This window comes from Sphingorhabdus lutea (genome assembly GCF_001889025.1).
GTDB classification, from domain to species: domain Bacteria; phylum Pseudomonadota; class Alphaproteobacteria; order Sphingomonadales; family Sphingomonadaceae; genus Sphingorhabdus_B; species Sphingorhabdus_B lutea.
Genome location: NZ_CP018154.1, coordinates 725,856 through 745,220 on the forward strand (window position 1 = coordinate 725,856; position 19,365 = coordinate 745,220).

Genomic DNA, 19,365 nt, shown 5'->3' on the forward strand with positions numbered 1-19,365 from the left:
ATAATGAAAAAATTATTTTCTTTAATGGTGGCCATTCTGGTTTTTTCTAACCCAGTATTGGCCAAAACTAAAATAGTAAAAAAACCAAATATCGTCTTATTATTCGCCGATGATGCGGGATATCGCGATTTTGGTTTTCAAGGCAGCAAGGTGATGAAGACCCCTAATTTGGACAGGCTTGCTCGAAATGGCGTTCGCTTTACCGAAGGCTATGTCACCGATGCCACCTGCGGGCCATCACGTGCGGGATTATTAACCGGCAGATACCAGCAAAAATTTGGCTATCAAGAAATAAATGTCCCTGGATATATGAGCCCTTCATCAAAATTTTTGGGCGATGATATGGGGTTACCGCTTGACCAAGTGACAATGGCAGAGCATTTAAAGAAACTTGGCTATCGCACGGGCATGTTCGGCAAATGGCATTTGGGTAATGCAGATCGTTTTCACCCATTAAAACGCGGATTTGACGAATTTTATGGTTTTCGCGGCGGGGATCGCAGCTATTTCCCATATAATGAAACTAACAAGGCCGAAGCCCGCGACAAAATGATGGAGCGTGGTTTTGGTAAGTTGGAAGAGCATGAAGGTTATTTAACCGATGTTTTGGGTGATGAAGCGGCCAATTTCATCCAACAAAATAAGGATGAGCCCTTTTTCATCATGGTTGCGTTTAATGGGGTGCATACCCCAATGCAGGCATTGGATAGCGATTTGGCACAATTTCCTGAACTATCGGGTGACCGAAAAACCGTTGCTGCGATGACGCTATCCCTTGATCGGGCAAGCGGTGTTATAATGGATAAGTTGAAATCATTGGGGTTGGATAAAAATACTATCATTGTTTTTAGCAATGATAATGGCGGTCCTACTGATAATAATGCCTCGGTAAACTATCCCCTTGCCGGGACCAAATCCAACCATTTAGAGGGCGGCCTTCGCGTTCCTTATCTGATTAGCTGGCCAGCATATTTGCCCAAAGGTGCAGATTATTCAAAACCGGTTAGCACCATGGATTTACTGCCCAGTTTTGTGGCGGCAGCTGGGGGGGATATTAGCGCTCTTTCCAATGTGGACGGCGTTAATTTATGGCCATTTGTTCGCGGAGAGGTGCAGGGCGCCCCGCATGAAAGATTATTTTGGAAAAAAGATGTCCGTGCGGCCGTCAGGGAAGGGGATTGGAAGCTGATCCGATTTGCCGATCGTCCCGCGGAATTATATAATATTTCCAATGATATTGGGGAGCAGAATAATCTTGCAGATCAATATCCAGACAAGGTGAAGGATTTGTTCAAGAAATTATTTGCATGGGAGCTTACCCATGAAAGGCCTATTTGGACATTACAGCAGAAATTTGAACGTTATGATATTGAACGTATGGACAAATATCGTGTTCCAAATGAAGAGGCCGTTCCATGGAAATTTAAATAATATTTGAATTTTCAACATCTTCAAGAAATATAAGGGGAATTATGTGCAATGACGCAGATAATCCCCCAACTTATATATGTTTTTGCCCATATGGACCGGACATATTATATAATATTATTCGCTGTAAAGTGCAGAGCGCCCACCATCGACAATCAATGATTGCCCCGTCATAAAGCTGGATTCATCACTGGCCAAAAATAGCGCAGGATAGGCCATTTCTTTTGGAGAGGCATTGCGCTTTAACGGGTGAATATCGCCAACAGCTTTACGAACAGCCTCGGGATCGTCCATTTCCGACCAAATTTTTAACGCCGTGGGTGTTTCAACCATGCCGGGACATAATGTGTTGACGCGGATATTATCTGCGCCATATTCCACGGCCAAGCTGCGCGTTAACCCGATAACGGCATGTTTTGTAATCGCATAGGGGAAATGACCGGGCACAATTTGAAATGAATGAACCGATCCTAAATTAACGATGCTGCCCGATTTTGCTTTCTTCATATATGGTATAACGGCACGGGCGCAATTCCACATGCCTTCTAAATTTATGGCGAAAATGCGTTTCCATGTTTCCTCGCTATTTTCCAACGGGTCTTTGGTCACCACAATGATGCCTGCATTATTGATTAAAATGCTTGGTGGCCCATATTTATTAACCACAGCATCGACCATGTTATTTACAGAATCCTTATCTGCAATATTTGTCTGAGCGAAAAATGCATTCTGTCCTTTTGCACAAATCTCATCTGCCAAAGCAATGGCCAGTTCCGCATTTACATCGGCAATGCATACCCTTGCCCCTTGTTCGCAAAATAATTCAACAATTGCCCGGCCAATACCATCCGCACCGCCGGTTACAATTGCAATATGTCCATCCAAATTGGCTGGCATAATATCCCTCCTATAGCTGTAATAAGGTTATGTTATTGGTTTACGCCCGCACAAGTTCTTTTTCCAAATCTTCAATCGATTTACCCTTTGTTTCGGGCAAGAGGAAAAACATGATGACCATTCCAATTCCCGCAATAATGGCAAAGATTAAAAATGTTGGTGCTGCGCCTAAATTTTCCAATTGCCATGGAAAGAATAGCGAAATGATAAATCCGGCGATGGTTTGCACCAATGCGACAAAGGGCAGGGCGACACTTCGCACGCTATTGGGGAATATTTCTGAAAATATTACCCACATTATCGGCCCAATGGAGATGTTAAAAGCGGCATAGAAAATGAAAATACCAAATAAGACGAAGAAGGGATTTATATCAATGCTCGAATTGATAATTGGTCCAGTAGCCAGGGGTAATTCTTCTTTAGTATAAATGGTTGCTAAATCTTTTTTAAGTTCAACATCGCTGTCATATTGTTTGCCGCTTAAGCTTTGTAGTTTTGTCGTATCGACTTTCTGTTCAGCAATTTCTGAAATGGTCTCGGCATTTATTGTATAGCGAGCATTTGAAAATCCATAAAAAGTGGATAAATGGGCGATGCAAATAAGCGATAGGCCCGCAATGGTTAAGAAACGACGGCCCCATTTTTCAACAAAGCTGATGGCGACCAATGTGCCAAGCACGGCAACACTGCCTAAAATTATGGTTTGGAAAAATGTGTTTTCCACGCTCATCCCAACCTGCTCAAACACCATGGGGGCGAATAAAACCACAGCGTTCATCCCAGACGCGCCCTGAACAATGGCGTATATCACAGCAACGGCGACCACAAATGACATTGGTTTGCCAAATAATTTTTTTAATTGTTGTAATGGGGTCGTTGCTTCTTCTTCTGCAAAGCTGATTTTTATGGCATCCATTGTTTTTGCCGCGCGTTCGGGCAATCTTGTCTTATTAAGGACGCTGCGTGCTTCTTCTTCGCGGCCTTTTTTCATTAACCATCGGGGTGATTCAGGGATGATGAAAATGCCTGCAATCCATATGACATTGGCAATCAATTCAAAACCCAACATATAGCGCCAGACATTTTGCTCGGTCAGCCATGATGAAGTCGGGATGGCCTTTACCAGAAAATAATTGACGATAAAGGCAAGTAAAGTCCCCAATGTTATCAACAATTGGGAAATTGAAACAAAACGGCCTCGTTGTTCCGATGGGGCAACCTCGCCAATATACATGGCCGAAACTGTCAAAGAGGCAAAGGCAATCCCACCAATGAAACGGCCAATTAACAGCATTTCATAATTTAAGGCAAAGGCTGACAAAATAGATGATAAAGAATAGGTAAGCGCAATTGAAAGTAAGATTTTCTTGCGGCCATATTTTTCACATAATGCACCTGTAAAAAATAATGAAACAATGACGCCAACCAAAGAACAGGTAAATAGCCAGCCCAATTGCAGGGCGCTTAACCCAAAAAGCGAGCTTACATATCGCGCGGCTCCAGAAAGATTGGCCAAATCTAGGCCAAAAACAAACCCCCCAAAGGCAGCAACAAATGCATATAGAGTAACATTGCGATTAACTTTATTACTTAACATTATAGGTTCCGATCCCTTATCAAATTTTTATCGAAACGGATCATCGCGGTCAATTGCATGAAAAAGCAAATGCACCACGAATTTATGATTCTTAAAATATAGGTTTTATGCGCAAAAGCATTTGGACCTAATTCCAGTATCTCCCATTTCTATCCATGTTGGGGTCGAATCTCTTTCTCCTCCACCCTCACATAAAAACTATATTGCATATTCATAACAACTATGCAAACATATGATGTATGGAGTATGAGAATAATGTTTAAATTGAATTATGATGTATAAACGGCCATTTGTCGGAGTAGACTGGGGGACCAGCAGTATGCGGGCGATGCTATGTGCAAGCGACCGCCATGCGCCGGACAAAAGCGATTTAATTTTTGGCGAAGGAATTGCCAAGTTAAACCGCCCCATTGCCGAAATATTATTTGAATTGATAGAGCCATGGGTTGATCGCTTTGGAAAATTGGACATTGTTATGGCCGGTATGGTGGGATCAAATATTGGTTGGCGAACCACACAATATTTAAACTGCCCCACGCCATTGGCCAATTTGGCCGAATATGCTGAAATTTTTGAACATAGCGGGCATAATATTTCCATTTTGCCGGGTGTTAGATGCCATAATGCCATGGGCCAGCCGGATTTAATGCGTGGGGAAGAATTACAGATATTGGGCTGGATTGCCAGCAATCCCGATGCTGCACAGGAGGAGCGATTATTCTGCCTTCCTGGCACGCACACAAAATGGGCGCGATTGTCGCACGGGCAAATTGAATCCTTTACAACCGCATTAACAGGTGAGTTATTTGGCGTATTGCAGCGCCATAGTATTTTATTGCCAAAACAGGATGTGGTCTTTGCGCAGCCATTTTCAAAAGAAAGCTTTTTAAACGGTGTCAACCTTATCGGGAAACAGCCCTATTCACTTTTGCATGCATTATTTTCCACTCGCACCAGATTATTAACCGATCCAGAAGGATCGGGTGACGCACCAAGTTATTTATCGGGCTTGCTTATCGGTTCGGACGTCAAAACGGCGATTGAAAATTGCAGTAAGCCAGGGGTCAAAGTGGAAATAATCGGCGAGCAATCGCTCGCTGAAAAATATGGATTTGCTATAAAGCAGCTTGGCCATGATTATCATATCTCCGATGGAGTGGACGCTGTCTATGCCGGATTTATGGCGTTATAAAGGGGATTAAGATGATAGAAACCATATTAAAGCAAATGCCATTAGTTGCTATTTTGCGTGGGGTTCGCCCCGATGAGGTCAAGGCAATTGGTGCGGCATTATATCATAATGGGATTAGATGTATCGAAGTACCACTTAATTCACCATCGCCATTTGATAGCATAAGGATTTTGGCGAATAGCTTGCCAAATGATTGTTTGGTGGGTGCAGGTACGGTTCTGAGCGTTCAGGATGTACGCAAGGTAAAAGAAGCTGGCGGCAAATTAATCGTGACACCAAATACGAACCCTGATGTGATTAAGGCTGCTGTTACAGAAAAAATAATTGTCATGCCCGGCATTGCCACCCCCACTGATGCATTTAATGCGGTTGAGGCTGGGGCGGAATATTTAAAGCTATTTCCGGCGAGCAGTTATGGAGCCGAACATTTAAAGGCGATCATGGCTGTGTTACCGAAAAATATAAAAATATTGGCGGTTGGCGGCGTTGGTGCAGCAAATATTCTAGAATGGAAAACGGCCGGAGCGGTCGGTTTTGGCATAGCATCGGAATTATATAAAGCAGGGGATAGTGCAGAAATAGTGGCGCAAAAAGCAGCCAAAATTTGTGGCGCAATATCATTATGAGCTATTTTGTTCCAACCATCATTCCACATAGGTTGCCATTATGAAAATTACCGACGTAAAAGCATATCCCGTTTGGGTAGGACATCGAAATGTTTGTTTAGTTAAAGTAGAAACAGATGAAGGGATTTTTGGATGGGGTGAATCTGGCCTATCCAGCCGTGAATTGGCCGTTGCTGGAGCAGTTCGGCATTTTAGAGAATTTCTAATCGGTAAGGACGCTGCCCAAATAGGTGCATTGTGGGAAGAAATGTATCGCGGGCAATATTTTGAAGGGGGCCGTGTGCTAACCGCCGCGATTTCCGCCATTGATATTGCGCTATGGGATATTGCAGGAAAGGCATTAAATGTGCCTATTCACAGGTTGTTGGGCGGAAAACAGCGCGATAGCGTGCCATGCTTTATAACAACAATAAAACCGCATGATGAAAGCCTGATACAGGAGGTAAAATCCTTTGTTGATGCGGGCTGGAAGGTTATTCGAACGGCAGCAGGGGATTTGGGAAGTACAGAATGCACCACCGAAATTGATATTCGCAAATCAATTGCGGATGCAGCTTCGGTATTGCGGGAATTGCGCGAAGAAGTCGGTAATCAAATTGTCATTGGTATCGATTTTCACCACCGATTAACTGTGGCGGAGGCAGCATCATTTTGCCAAAAAATGCCCGAAGGGACGATAGATTTCCTAGAAGAACCAATTCGTCATCAAAATCCAGATGCCTATACACGGTTACGCGAAATGACTAATATCCCATTTGCTATAGGAGAAGAATGCGCGAATAAATGGGATTTTAGGCCATATTTAGAAAAAGGATTGACCAATTTTGCGCGCATTGATGTGTGCAATGTTGGCGGCATTACCGAAGCGATGAAAATCGCAGCTATGGCCGAAACCCATTATATTGATGTCATGCCGCATGACCCATTAGGGCCAATATGCACGGCGGCCACGCTGCAAATAAATGCAGCCATCCCCAATTTTAGCTGGCATGAAGTATCGCCCTATGACCTACGCAGCGATAAGGAAATCGGGCAATTTTTCGAAAATGCTCCAGAGGAAAATGATTGCAAATATATCATAAATGACCTGCCCGGGCATGGAGTAATCGTGAATGAAGATGCGATAAAGAAGCAGATATTTAAATTTTGGGAAGCGCCACGCATGAAAAAACCTGATGGTTCATTTGCGCCTTGGTAGCATCAAAAATGGCAGGGCATTGGGCAAGGTAAATTAATGCAGAATGTGCCGAGCATGGAGAGAGGAATTTATGCTATATAATATACCCAAAAAAGGATATTTAAAGATAATAGCCTTTACCGCAATGCCGTGCTTTATGTTGAGCGCATTTCAAAATGTCATGGCTAATTCCCCCTCAACAGGGTCAAAAATAAAAATTGATACGATCCAAGAAAAGCCCATTTTTGAAGAATCCAAAAATATTATAGCGTTTGAAAACCGCAATAGGCGCAAATGGGATAATGCGGTCATTGCCGATATTGACCAAGATGGTTTGCAAGACATTATCATTACAGAGCATGGCCAGCGTATTCGCCTGTTTTGGAATGAAGGCGGCAAATATTCAGAACCAGTGACGATTGCCAATGGCGATTTACATGGCGTTACGGCGGCCGATTTTGACAAGGATGGCCGGATGGACATCATTATAGCCCAAGGTGGCGGCGATGGAAATAATCCGCGCCGCCCGCTTTGGTATCAAGTAAACCAGAACCGTGAAATTACAGGCGGCGATACTTTAAGTTATTTTGAGCCAGGCCGTGGGCGGGCGACAAAATTTTTGGATTCTGATGGTGATGGTACGCTTGATTTAATCGTGACGGGCTTTCCCTTGCCCAGTCAAAAGGATGGTGCAAACCATCTATATGCCAATTCAGGCGAAGGCGATTTTACCTTTATCGAAACGCTGCCACAGGCAAAATGGTTGGGATATCGAACATTAATCACCGACTTTAACGGGGATAATGATGCCGATATATTATTTTTTGGTGGGGACGATATAGCAGCAGTTCAGGGCGGGGCGGGGGATGAGTTTAATATTGCCCCGACCAAGGTTTTTGGAGATTTACTAAATATTTCAAATGCCAGCAGTATTTCGGAAATTGATTTTGATAATGATGGGGATTTTGACCTGTTCATTACCCGTGCGGAAAATCAATTTATTCAAGAAACCTATTATGATGAGGCAACACAGCGTTTTGCATTTTTCACATTTCGACAAGATTATTTATTCGAAGATTTAAGCATAGATGGCGATTTAATTGTCGAAAATCTTCAGGTGAATTTTCCACATTTTGATGTCTTTGTCGGAGCGGAAAAACGTAAGTTAAAATTTCAAAGCGACCGCCATGGGGGGAAGGATTTTACCCTGAAAGCCGAAGATGCAATGGGGTGGCCCGAAGGGCCGACCAAGGCAGGATTATATATTGGTTATGTCGGTGAGGGCAAATGGCGTATCGGCGGCGAGGTGCAATCAAGAACCGCAGCAGTAATTAACAACGTCACCTCTCGCCCTAAAACGTCTATCCTTAAATCACTGCCCGCAATATTATTGGAAAATCAAAATGGCCAATTTGTCGATGCGACAGAAAAATTGGATATTAAAATAAATGAACAAACGACCAGCGCAGCAGTTGGCGATTTTAACAATGATGGATGGAGCGATATTGCGATATTAAAATATGGCAATATGGCCGTTCAAAATGAACATATTATTTTATTTAATCAACGGGGCAGAAAATTTGCCAAGGCAGATATATCCGGAATAAGGGCCGATGGCGTTGGAATGACCGGTGGTTCAATAGAAACCATAGATTATGACCAAAATGGCGCGCTGGATTTATTATATTCCAATGAACGTGGGAAATGGCATTTATTGTCTAATAATATTGCCGAAAAGGCGATGGGCCATTTTGTTATTGTCAATGTTGGTTTTTCATCAAAATCAAATGCAAGTGCGCTGCATGCAATTTTGAATATTAAAGCATGTGGCCAAAATTTTTGGCGCAAGGTTGGGGCATCTTCCGCATCATTTTCGCAAAATTTTAATACGCAGCTTCATGTCGGTTTGGGCAAATGCACCAGCATTGATGCAGCGTCGCTTCGTTGGTCAGATGGCGAAGAAGTCATGATTAAAATGGGAAAAGTGGACCAAAAATATCAAGCAGGATTAGTAAGAAAATAATGTAGCCCATGAACATGAAATTATAAAAATATGTTCAAAATACTTAAATGAACAAGATAAAAGGCAAGAGGAAACAGGATATGCGACAATATAAAAAAACATGTAAGATAGGGTTGTTTAGCAGCGCGATGATGGTTTTGGCCGCCTTGCCCTTATCTGCCTGTGCTTCTTCTACAAATATAGGGTTAAATGAAACGCACGCTGCATCTGAAATGGAGCAAGCACGGGGCGATAAAGATACGCAAATTACATTAACCACAGGAGCATTAGAGGCAAAAGCGCGCGCTAAAATTGTGCAATTGGAAATGTTGATGGAACAGGCCCGCGCGCAAAATATAGATGTAACGCGCGAGGAAACCACCATCTGGTTTGCCAATGAATTTTTGAAATTTGCCAATTGGGATGAAAATAATCAAGCAGCGGTTGAATATGCATTCTCACAATATCGCTATTGGGCGGATGAAAGCAAGGAACGGGCCGCCGCCGTTCCAGATTTCCAACGTAAAGAAGTGCATAATATTTTAGATAAGAGCATCGCCGAGATGCGCCAAATCCTGTCAGGAGAGGTGCAAAGGCGTCCCGTCAATAAAGTAGATTGGCAAAATATCACCGTCGCGGATAATAAAATATTAAGCGGTGGTCGGCCCATCTTCCTATATGATTATTTTTCCAAATCGGTCGGTCGCCCATTGACTGATAAAGATGTTTATAATGATCATTTGGGTGCAATATATCATGGCGGGCAAAGATTATATGATGTGGACCATGACCGAGCAATTAATTCATTTTTAATGAACGAAGATGGCAGTTGGAATGAAGAACGTCTGGGCTATTTAACCGAAATTCCCGACACCAATGTAGGTTTTTTATATTTTTGGAATATGGGCATCCCCAAATGGGTTGAACAGCGTGAGCCAGAGGTTCGCAAGGGGCGTTCATTGTTCACCGGATATGATATTGATAACCCGCTTGTCCGTGATTTATGGGGAAAGATTATCCGTAAAACCGGCGCGATGACAAAGGGTAAAAAGGTCACGCAATTGGGTTTTGTCATGGCCAATGAGCCGCATTGGTTTTCGGAAAAAGGGCATTGGACAGCGCCTTTTCAAGAAATGCAGGAAATTTCATCCTATACACGGGCAAAATTTCGCCTTTGGTTAAAGAATAAATATTCAGCCAATATTGGTCAATTGAACAAAAATTGGGGAACAAATTTTAAATCTTTCGATAAAGTAGAAATTATTGTTCCCATATCGCGCGAAACGCGTGGCAAACCAATTTGGTATGATTGGTCGCGTTTTAACATGGATCGTTCAATTGATTGGTTTTCCTATATTCAGGGGGAATTACACAAAGTAAATCCCGATGCGCATACAAGTATAAAAATCATGCCCAATATGTTTACCGAAAATGCGCGTTCGCATGGCATTGATTATGAGGCGTTGACCGAATTAACCACCATGATCGGCAGCGATGCAAAGGCAACCGAAGGCAGGTTGTTGCGAGAGACAGAGCCGCAAAATTGGGAATCAAAATATTCATATTTTTGGGAAGAATTAAGCCTTTCCTATGATTTTATGAATTCGGTTTCGCCAGAGAAAATACATTTTGATTCAGAGTCGCATTTTTTATCGGCTTCTGGTTTTCGTAAAATGGATATGACCCCTGAATATGTGCGCAATGTATATTGGTTGGCCACGCTTCAGGGGATGGATGTTAATACTGGGTGGTTTTGGGCACGTGACCCTGATGGGTCATTTGAAGATAGGCTGGAGGGGACATTAAATTTCTTTGACCCTGCCTTGGCTGGGTCGTTTGTGGGGTCGGTTAATCAACAGCCACAGGTTGCCAATGCGGTGACGCAAATCATGTATGATATGAATAGTTTTTCGGAAGAAATTTTGGCGCTGCGTGAGCAAAGGCGTCCAATAAGATTATTTTATTCCGAAACATCGGCCATAAATAAACCCTATCATATGACAGAGGCATTTGAAGCCTATGAAAGCCTATTTTTTGAAGGCTTTCCCGTTGGTTTCGCGACCCAAAAAATTATAGAGAAGCAGGATAATCGCAATTGGGATGTCATTGCCATTTATAAAACACAATATGTTACTGACGCAGAATTTGTGGCTTTACAGGCATATTTAAATGGCGGCGGCACCATAATTATGGATAATATGTCCAGCCTGTCGATGAACGAATATGGCGTGGCCCGGACCGCAAAGCTAAATGCATCAAAAGGCAAAATCATCATATTAAATGGTATAAATGACCTTGGGGCGTTTAAAGCAAGCTTATTAAAAGAAGCCGCGCAAGGCAGGCCCGATATTATATTGAGCGAGGATAATGGCACCGCGCATAAGGGGGTGACATGGCGCGCGGTTAAACAATCGGATGGCAGTTATTTGGTCAATGCATTAAATATTGGCATAAATGCAGCCAAATTATCCCTGAAAAAGAGGGACGGCAGCTTGCTGAATGCAACCGATATGATGACGGGTAAAAAATTGGGCGCGTCATTTGAAATCGCCCGAAATGGCATTTTACTTCTTCATGTGGAGCAAAAATAGCCAAATATAATTCACCTGAACTTAGCCTATTTTATCACATGATAGGATAGGCTTACGTTCCAGCTTTCTTGCGGCAATATTGTTTGCCCCCCGCCATTGTTAAAGGCGTCCGTGACATGGCTTACCGGTTCGATACAAAAATAATCTTCCCCAGCCGGAATATAAATATGCGTTATCGGCAGGTTGGATGAAGGGGTTAATTCCACCTGATGCGTGGGCCAAATTATTTTTAACGGGCCATTCATACCGGTAAAATCACAGTCAATAGTCTGGGCAGATTGTAAATTTATGGGATCGGACTGCGCGGACCATGTGTCGGCAACCCCCATCGAATTTTCTGAAACAAATCCATCAAATCCGTGGACGAGCCGTGCATCTTTATTTGGAAAATAGGGATGATATCCGATGCCAGCGGGCATGGGCGTGTCATTCATATTTTGAATGATAATTTCATGTCTAAAACCATGGGGCAGCAATTCATATATTTGTATTGCACGAAAATCCCATGGCCAATCCCCCTTTTCATGGCGCAATGTTAATTGCACCCGATGTTCATCCTGTTCAATAATCTGCCATTTTGCGGTTAAGCCATATCCGTGAATGGGATTAACTTTGTCGGCCAAAGTGAAATTGGGGGGGATAGGATAAAATTGCCCATGAAAATTAAATCCGCCATTTTTGATGCGGTTTGAAAAGGGGATTAGCGTAAAGCAGGAAAGCCCCAAAGGCGTCAAATCATATGGGCGATGGGGCGTAAAAATGGGAATGCCATCATATTTAAATCCCATAATACCACCACCGCGTACAGGAGATAGGGAGAGCAGGACCTTGTCCGAGATAAGCTGTATCATAATATTTGGGATTTCATATGAGGCTAGTTTTATTGTCAATAATTTATAGAAATTTATATCTTATATAAAGATAAATTATATTTGGTTTAAAAAGGTTTATATAGCACCCCATGGAAATGGCCAAAAAATGGCATGGCTGTTGGATGATGCGAATGCACAAATCATGTTGCCACAGGCAAATGGCGTAGCCACAAGATCGGACTTGTTCAGCCATGAATAAGTTGGAATTCGTCCGATGCAGGAAGAAAAAATATATGCATGGGTCAAGGCAAAAAAGCGCTTATCAGGAGGCAGAGTCCAATTATAAATCAGCTATTTATGAAGCGTTAAATGACATCAAAAATGCTTGGATCAAAATTTTCGGTCGATCATCGCCTCTATCTTTATAAAGGAAAAAATAAATAATAATGAAATTGAGGAGGAAAAATAATTATAGGTAATAATGATGGCATATTGGAAAAAACATTGTGGTCAGATGGACATAATTGCTGGATATCGACTGTGAACGATTTTTATTTGATCGCCAGGCCCGTTTAGGCCGGATTGGCGAAGCGACAATTTATGCTCGTTTCACAAGGAAAGTATGAGATTTTGAAGAAGAGCTAAGATTAAGATATTTAGCATAAAGTCAGTTGACGTGCTCTTACACAAGTGACGAATAATATTTTAAGATTAGTTGCCTTGGAGATAGGCAATTAGGTTTCGGAATGACAATTATTGAAAAGTTTAAAAATATATTGTCTTTTCAAAGAGCGCTGTGAGATAAATGGCACCTGCTGATACTTCTACAAAGTGTCTATTATAAATGGCTGCGGCAGTTGGTATAGCTTTGTAGTCTAGGTGAGTTTCCCAATTAAGTCTGGATGTAATATACTAAACTTACATGCAAATTATTATAATATAAGTAAAAATATATTGACAATTAAATGGGCTGTGAAAATTATAGCCTAATTGAGCCGGAAATAATTTATTCCCGACTGGATAGTTTATTATAATCTAAATGCTAGGATGTGCTTATGCGCAAAGCGGAGATGGCGGGGGTGGCTGGTTCACGGTTGCGGGAACATCTGGCCCGGCTGGTCCTTACGCAACACCCGAAGCGGCCTGTAAAAAGCAGTGGCAAGTATATAATGCGAAGCCCAAGAGCCGTTTTATTGGCGCTATACCGACGAGCAACCCTGATATTTCTGGCTGTTCATGGACCCGATATCAATATCTCTGTCCTGCTGAAACAGGTGGCGGTATTAGCGCCTGTGGAACAGTAATTCCCAGTAATGTTGAGCGTCGATGCATCGCAGGATATAAGAGCGCCCTGGGCAAAAATTGTATCAAGGCAGATGAAATTCAACCTGAGCGACCTTGTTGCACTAATAATGGTGCACAGGTTAACCCTGCCGTCGGGCATCCATTCATCATATCTACAGGAAGCAAAATCTTACATGAGTAAGATTTTGCGACCGCCGATGGTGAATTAGAAATAAGCCGCACATATCGCTCCATGCCCGTTGGCGCATCGGTCAGCACAAAGATTGAGCCTTTGGGCCTTGCCAGCAACTGGACATTTGATTTTGCACATGAGATTCAACTTGCAACTGTTTCTGGGACGCCTGCTTCGCCCAATGTCAAGCTTGCATTGGTGGCGTCAGATGGCACTGCATATGATTTTATGATGCAAAGCGGCGGTGCTATTGTGCCCGATACAACCACTGGCGCACAATATGCGCCCAAAAATATTAAAATTGAATTTGTTGGTACTTTGCCTAGCTCACTTGCAACTATAACTAGTGCATCCAGCCAATGGAAAATGACCGATGAAAGTGAGACCGTCTGGACTTTCCAGACCTTCACTCGTCAAGGTTTTTCTGGCTATATTATGGGTCGCCCTCTATCGAAAGTTACTAAAGAAAATTATCGTTGGGACTTCACTTATAATAATGCAGGTGCGCTGCAAAAAATTACTGATAGCCATGGCCGTCAAATGCTGTTTGATTGGCATTATTTCCATGTATCCGCACTTGCTGGTCAAGGTTCATGGCCTACTGCGGTGAAGTCTGTGACATTGCCAGATGGCACATCTTTAAGGTATAATTATGACCCCGCTCCATCTTCAACTGCGCCCTCCACCTCGCAAATACAACGGCTAATAAAGGTTGAGCGGCTAAATAATAACTCTACCGTTTTACGTTCTAAAAGTTATACATATAATGATGCCCGCTTCCCCTGGCATGTGACCTCAATTGCCAGAACCGATGGCACTATAATTGCAAGCTATAGTTATGACAGCAAGTGCCGTGGCGCGACATCTTCGCTTGCAGGAAATGTTGAACCCTATGCCGTGACCAGCACCGCCACGGCAAGCGAAGCAATCCGCAGCGTGACAGGGCCATTGGGTCAGGTGGATCAATATAGATTCCAAAAAACGGCTAGCACGCCTCAATTCCGTCTAACCAGTGTGAATAGCGCAGCCAGCCCAACCACAGCGGCCAGTTCTAACATAATAAGCTATGGAACAGACAACTTTATTAAAAGCACCACTAATCAGGAAGGGCGCGTCACCAATTTCACTCGGAACGCACGCGGCAATGCGCTTTCAACAGTTGATGCAGCCACAACGGGTACGCAACAAACTACCTCTTTAATAATGCATCCCACACTCAACTTACCGGTTCAAATTGCTCAAGAGGGCCTGACCACCAATTATACATATGATATGCAGGGCAAGATGTTGAGCCGTAGCGAAACTGATACCACAACGCACAGCCTGCCTTACGCGACCAATGGTCAGGTCCGCAATTGGTCCTATAGTTGGTCAACTACTGGCCGGTTATTATCCATTAACGGCCCAAAGGCAGCAAATGGAGTTTTTGATGATATCTCAACATTCGCCTATAATCCCCAGGGCAATTTGATAAGCGTTACCAATGGATTGGGTCATGCTACCATTTTTGCAGGGCATGATGGAAGTGGTCGCCCTTCCACCATGACTGATTCCAATGGCATTATTACTGCCTTTACATATGATGCTCTGGGTCAAACTACGTCCATAAATGTTAAGCACCCTAATAATTCTGCCTTTGATGCAGTGACCAGTATAGAATATGATGTTGAAGGCCGCGTGACGGGCATCACTACCCCATTAACCGCAAAAATGACGATGACATATGATCCAGCGGGCCGTTTAACCTCACTTAACGCGCCTGATGGTGAAAAAATTGAATATAGCTATGATGCGATGAGCAATGTGACAGCACAGACGGTCAAGCGGGCCAATGGGTCAACATCTTCCTCCATTTTACGCAGTTTTGACAGTTTGGGCCGGGTTCTCAGCGAGACTTTAGGGCCAAACCGCACCACAAGATGGAGCTATGATAAGGTGGGTAATCCCATTCAAATGGTCAGCGCACGTAACAATGCTACACAAATGGCGTTTGATAGCCTTGACCGGCTTGTTCAAAATGTTGCTCCTGATAATAGCATCACGACAAATCAATATAACAACCATGATGATCAAATTGCCTTTACCGATGCAAAGGGTGTCACAACAAATTTTGTTCACAATGGCTTTGGTGATGTGATACAAGAAATAAGCCCCGATCGAGGCACAAATATTTATTATTATGATGCTTCCGGCCAAATGACCGCTGCCGTTGACGGACGCGGACAACGGATTGATTATATCTATGATATATTGGGCCGCCTTACCCAAAAAACACCCTATGGCAAGCCGCAGGAAGCTTATAATTATTATTATGACAATGCGGCGATCGTTGGATCATATTCGGTGGGGCGTTTATCCTATACCACTGACTCCAGCGGTATCACCAAATATAAATATGATCATCGTGGTAATTTACTAATAAAACAACAGGGGATCGGCACCACTTCTGTCGCTCAACTGCAATATGTTTATGACCTTGCCGACCGTGTCATTTCCATAACCTATCCCTCTGGCCGTATTGTTAATTATAATCGCGATATAAAAGGACGCGTCGCTTCAGTGACAACACAATCAAACGCCTCTGCTCCGATTCAAACATTGGCCAGCGACATGACCTATGAAAGTTATGGCGCATTAACTTCGGTCAATTTTGGAAATGGGACAAGCCTTGCAGCAGATTGGGGCAATGATGGCAGATTGGTTTCCAGACGATTATATAAAAATATCGGCGGGAATAATCTATCCTATCTTACCTATGAATATGATAATGATGATAATATCACGGGGCTTGCCAATATGCTGGATGCCAATCAAAATATCTCCTTTACTTATGATAATCGCGGACGCCTTCAACGCTTTATCTTGGGTGACACATCCCCTTCTGGTGCTGCCTCTGGCGCTGCGGTTCAGCGACGTGATTGGACATTTGATGCAAATGGCAATTGGTTGCAAAGCGATGTGCGGTCGGGCGCAGCGGACAATATCCCTGCCATCTCTACCAACTATGCCATTACAGGGGGCACTAATAAATTATCCTCAGCCAATGATAATATGGGCAGCCGCACCTTTACCCATGATGCTCGTGGTAATTTAACGGCCGAGACACGCCAGGATGGTACCAATGTCGCGGCGGCATATGATGGCCATGGCCGCTTGATAAGCTACGCCCGCACATCTTCTGGTGTCACCTCAACTCTCAACTTCGCCTATAATGCGGCGGATGACCGCGTGATGCAAAGCAATATCGCTGGCGGGGCAAGCTCTACCCTACATTATATATATGATGATCAGGGCCGCATGATGGGCGAATATGGCACGGGCGCATCGGACATTCGCGGTGAATATATTTACTTAATGCCCGATGGCGCAAATGATAATCCTTCGCCCTTTGGCGGGGATGACGGGCTTGGAGGTTATGGATTGCTGGGCGTGGCCACGCTGGGCATAAATGGGGCGCCCATTATTGAATATATTCATGCCGATCATATTGGTGCGCCGCTGCTTTACACCAATGAAATGGGACAAGTAATTTCACCCGGCGTATATACCCTTCCCGCCTTTCCGGGACAGGCACAGACGCTTCCCGATCTATATTATAACCGATATCGTGATTATGACCCGACAACTGGCCGATATATACAGGCTGACCCCATCGGCCTTGAAGGCGGGCCATCACCCTATCAATATGCACTTGGTAATCCGATACGCTACACCGACCCCACGGGCTTAAAAACCATCTGGGAACATTATACTGGAATGCCTGATTCTTATAGAATAAATACGATAAACTTTATTGCTGGTTGGTCTGATACATATACTCTTGGTCTAACATATTCAATTCGTGAAATTATAGGTTCAAATGATGATGTAATTACCTGCAGTACTTTTTACGATGGCGGCTCAATGGCAGGCCTTATATCGCTAGGCAGTGCTGCCCGCAATCTTCCAGGGAAATTTTTTAGATCTGAACGATTATTTGGTCGGAATGGCAAAGGCTTTTTTAATCGCAACGACATATTAAGAATAGGGCGAGGTTGGAAAGGAAATAAGGGCGGTGGACGTGAAGTGTTTAGGCTTGCCTTTGGTAACAAAAAATGGCCTAAACTCCCTCTGCTTCCTAAGTTCCCTTGGCACATTCCATAAATGAAAGGCAACTCAATGATCAATTTACAAGAAAGAGAAGATTTAGCATCATCGCTTGAAAGATTTCTTGAAGGGAGCAGCGAGGATTGGGAGTTTGATGATCTGCTTTATGCTCCTGTCAATGATACTTTGACAAAAAAAATAATTGAGAACTTAAAAACAATCCAATTACGATTTCCTCCAAATATTGAGCGTCATTTTACAAGCAGTGAGGGTGCCGCAGAAATAAGTGAAATGATAGAAATTCTTAGGACTCGAGTTCAGCCTTGATGGCGGGCCATCACCCTATCAATATGCACTTGGTAATCCCATACGCTACACCGACCCCACGGGGGAGATTGTTCCGTTATTGATAGCATCAGGCATTTTTATTGGAGTAGTGACGGAATTAGCTTTTCAAGCAATAGACATTTGGTTTCGCGGTGGCAACATCACCAACGTAGATTGTTATGAGTGGGGAGAAGTCATTATTGCGGGCGGGATAGGTGCTTTTGGAGGGAGTTGGGTAAATAATTCTATTCGCCTAACCAAAGGGTCAATGCTTTTTAAAAACGTAAGTCGGCGGTTGCGTAGAACAGCAAAAATGGTTAATAAGAAAGAAGACCTGCATCACTGGCTCCTACCTAGAAGATGGGAAAAAGCATTCAATGGACGGGCAGCCCATATTGTAAACCACCCCCTTAATTTGAATAGAATGCCTCGTGGTGCTCATAATGATTTACATAAACTTAATAACAACTTAGATAAAATATGGCGTGGCGCACCCCAGCCCGTAAAATATGGTGCTGGCCTTGGCGCATCAGGCGCAGCAATAGATTTATCTAATGGGAGTTTGGAATGAGCAGCCTTATAAAACCTAAATATCCACTTTTAATGATGAACGATTACTATATCATAAATTTTGATCAACCATTACCCTGGCATAAGACATTATTTATTGATCATTATTATGGTTATTTGTCAATAACTGTTAGTGTTAAGGGGTTTAAAAGTGGAAAATTTATCAAAAATGCCTATGTAATTGATGTTCACTGCCGTAAATTTCCGGTTTTGGGCGTCAAAAAACTGCGTCAATATCGTAAGCTTCTCACTAAGCTAGGCTTAAACAGCTTGCCCAAATATTATATCGAATATATTTATGGCGATCCTATACAATTAACATTTAAAGAAGTCCGTGAGGAAATTTTTAATCTTGTTGTCTCACGTCGCTGGTATGGGCCAAAAAATTATCGTAAATACATAGCCAGTTTTAGAAATATGGAGGAATTGATCGATGGCATTAGTTTTCATGGTAGGTGGCAGTTTTAATAATCGCTAGAGCATAGCTGCGTCTTTCTTCCCCCCTTTCCGGGACAGGCACAGACGCTTCCCGTTTAATTATAACCGATATCGTGATGATGACAGGGCAGTTATTCGCAATATG

The 19,365-nt window shown here is 43.1% G+C and carries 13 protein-coding genes; 10 read left to right on the forward strand and 3 right to left on the reverse strand.

Features of this window, described 5'->3' with window-relative positions; all coding sequences use genetic code 11:
• Window positions 1–3 precede the first annotated feature (3 nt).
• The gene (locus tag LPB140_RS03555) at window positions 4–1,431 is read left to right on the forward strand and encodes a sulfatase-like hydrolase/transferase (protein WP_072558686.1); all 1,428 of its coding nucleotides are present in this window, start codon (window positions 4–6) and stop codon (window positions 1,429–1,431) included.
• A gap of 114 nt (window positions 1,432–1,545) precedes the next feature.
• On the opposite strand, the gene LPB140_RS03560 is transcribed toward LPB140_RS03555, so the two are convergent.
• Together LPB140_RS03560 and LPB140_RS03565 are read right to left on the reverse strand one after the other, a co-directional pair.
• Window positions 1,546–2,325, reverse strand: a complete 780-nt coding sequence (locus LPB140_RS03560) for a glucose 1-dehydrogenase (protein ID WP_072558687.1) — start codon at window positions 2,323–2,325, stop codon at window positions 1,546–1,548.
• Between the two features lie 40 nt (window positions 2,326–2,365).
• A complete protein-coding gene (locus LPB140_RS03565; RefSeq protein WP_072558688.1) occupies window positions 2,366–3,922 on the reverse strand; it encodes an MFS transporter in 1,557 nt (518 codons plus the stop codon).
• A gap of 274 nt (window positions 3,923–4,196) precedes the next feature.
• On the opposite strand from LPB140_RS03565, the gene LPB140_RS03570 reads away from it, so the two are divergent.
• The 5 genes from LPB140_RS03570 (at window position 4,197) to LPB140_RS03590 (ending at window position 11,510) form a co-directional block, all read left to right on the forward strand.
• On the forward strand, window positions 4,197–5,114 hold the full coding sequence (locus tag LPB140_RS03570; RefSeq protein ID WP_257785777.1) for a 2-dehydro-3-deoxygalactonokinase: 918 nt from the start codon (window positions 4,197–4,199) through the stop codon (window positions 5,112–5,114).
• An 11-nt stretch (window positions 5,115–5,125) separates the two neighbouring features.
• Window positions 5,126–5,740, forward strand: a complete 615-nt coding sequence (locus LPB140_RS03575) for a 2-dehydro-3-deoxy-6-phosphogalactonate aldolase (protein WP_072558690.1) — start codon at window positions 5,126–5,128, stop codon at window positions 5,738–5,740.
• A 40-nt stretch (window positions 5,741–5,780) separates the two neighbouring features.
• The gene (locus LPB140_RS03580) at window positions 5,781–6,938 is read left to right on the forward strand and encodes a mandelate racemase/muconate lactonizing enzyme family protein (RefSeq protein WP_072558691.1); all 1,158 of its coding nucleotides are present in this window, start codon (window positions 5,781–5,783) and stop codon (window positions 6,936–6,938) included.
• Between the two features lie 160 nt (window positions 6,939–7,098).
• Window positions 7,099–8,940 (forward strand): CRTAC1 family protein, encoded by a 1,842-nt coding sequence (locus LPB140_RS03585; protein ID WP_198024165.1) that lies wholly within the window; start codon window positions 7,099–7,101, stop codon window positions 8,938–8,940.
• Between the two features lie 80 nt (window positions 8,941–9,020).
• A complete protein-coding gene (locus LPB140_RS03590; protein WP_198024166.1) occupies window positions 9,021–11,510 on the forward strand; it encodes an alpha-amylase family protein in 2,490 nt (829 codons plus the stop codon).
• A 26-nt stretch (window positions 11,511–11,536) separates the two neighbouring features.
• On the opposite strand, the gene LPB140_RS03595 is transcribed toward LPB140_RS03590, so the two are convergent.
• Window positions 11,537–12,361 (reverse strand): aldose epimerase family protein, encoded by an 825-nt coding sequence (locus LPB140_RS03595; protein ID WP_083549935.1) that lies wholly within the window; start codon window positions 12,359–12,361, stop codon window positions 11,537–11,539.
• 1,498 nt (window positions 12,362–13,859) lie between these two features.
• On the opposite strand from LPB140_RS03595, the gene LPB140_RS12585 reads away from it, so the two are divergent.
• The 4 genes from LPB140_RS12585 (at window position 13,860) to LPB140_RS03620 (ending at window position 19,250) form a co-directional block, all read left to right on the forward strand.
• Window positions 13,860–17,942, forward strand: a complete 4,083-nt coding sequence (locus tag LPB140_RS12585) for an RHS repeat-associated core domain-containing protein (RefSeq protein ID WP_072558696.1) — start codon at window positions 13,860–13,862, stop codon at window positions 17,940–17,942.
• 15 nt (window positions 17,943–17,957) lie between these two features.
• Window positions 17,958–18,212 carry a hypothetical protein gene (locus LPB140_RS03610; RefSeq protein WP_156874119.1) on the forward strand — a complete coding sequence of 85 codons (255 nt, stop codon included), beginning with the start codon at window positions 17,958–17,960 and terminating at the stop codon, window positions 18,210–18,212.
• A 79-nt stretch (window positions 18,213–18,291) separates the two neighbouring features.
• The gene (locus LPB140_RS03615; protein ID WP_072558698.1) at window positions 18,292–18,783 is read left to right on the forward strand and encodes a hypothetical protein; all 492 of its coding nucleotides are present in this window, start codon (window positions 18,292–18,294) and stop codon (window positions 18,781–18,783) included.
• Window positions 18,780–19,250 carry a hypothetical protein gene (locus LPB140_RS03620; RefSeq protein WP_072558699.1) on the forward strand — a complete coding sequence of 157 codons (471 nt, stop codon included), beginning with the start codon at window positions 18,780–18,782 and terminating at the stop codon, window positions 19,248–19,250. Before LPB140_RS03615 ends, LPB140_RS03620 begins: the two co-directional genes overlap by 4 nt.
• The last annotated feature ends 115 nt before the right edge of the window (window positions 19,251–19,365 follow it).

Excerpts from the sequence above, each read along its gene's own strand:
- LPB140_RS03575 (WP_072558690.1), top strand. The coding sequence starts at position 5,126 with ATGATAGAAACCATATTAAAGCAAATGCCATTAGTTGCTATTTTGCGT.
- LPB140_RS03570 (WP_257785777.1), top strand. The coding sequence starts at position 4,197 with ATGTATAAACGGCCATTTGTCGGAGTAGACTGGGGGACCAGCAGTATG.
- LPB140_RS03585 (WP_198024165.1), top strand. The coding sequence starts at position 7,099 with ATGGCTAATTCCCCCTCAACAGGGTCAAAAATAAAAATTGATACGATC.
- LPB140_RS03565 (WP_072558688.1), bottom strand. The coding sequence starts at position 3,922 with ATGTTAAGTAATAAAGTTAATCGCAATGTTACTCTATATGCATTTGTT.
- LPB140_RS03620 (WP_072558699.1), top strand. The coding sequence starts at position 18,780 with ATGAGCAGCCTTATAAAACCTAAATATCCACTTTTAATGATGAACGAT.
- LPB140_RS03580 (WP_072558691.1), top strand. The coding sequence starts at position 5,781 with ATGAAAATTACCGACGTAAAAGCATATCCCGTTTGGGTAGGACATCGA.
- LPB140_RS03560 (WP_072558687.1), bottom strand. The coding sequence starts at position 2,325 with ATGCCAGCCAATTTGGATGGACATATTGCAATTGTAACCGGCGGTGCG.
- LPB140_RS03610 (WP_156874119.1), top strand. The coding sequence starts at position 17,958 with ATGATCAATTTACAAGAAAGAGAAGATTTAGCATCATCGCTTGAAAGA.
- LPB140_RS03595 (WP_083549935.1), bottom strand. The coding sequence starts at position 12,361 with ATGATACAGCTTATCTCGGACAAGGTCCTGCTCTCCCTATCTCCTGTA.
- LPB140_RS03555 (WP_072558686.1), top strand. The coding sequence starts at position 4 with ATGAAAAAATTATTTTCTTTAATGGTGGCCATTCTGGTTTTTTCTAAC.
- LPB140_RS03590 (WP_198024166.1), top strand. The coding sequence starts at position 9,021 with ATGCGACAATATAAAAAAACATGTAAGATAGGGTTGTTTAGCAGCGCG.
- LPB140_RS12585 (WP_072558696.1), top strand. The coding sequence starts at position 13,860 with ATGCCCGTTGGCGCATCGGTCAGCACAAAGATTGAGCCTTTGGGCCTT.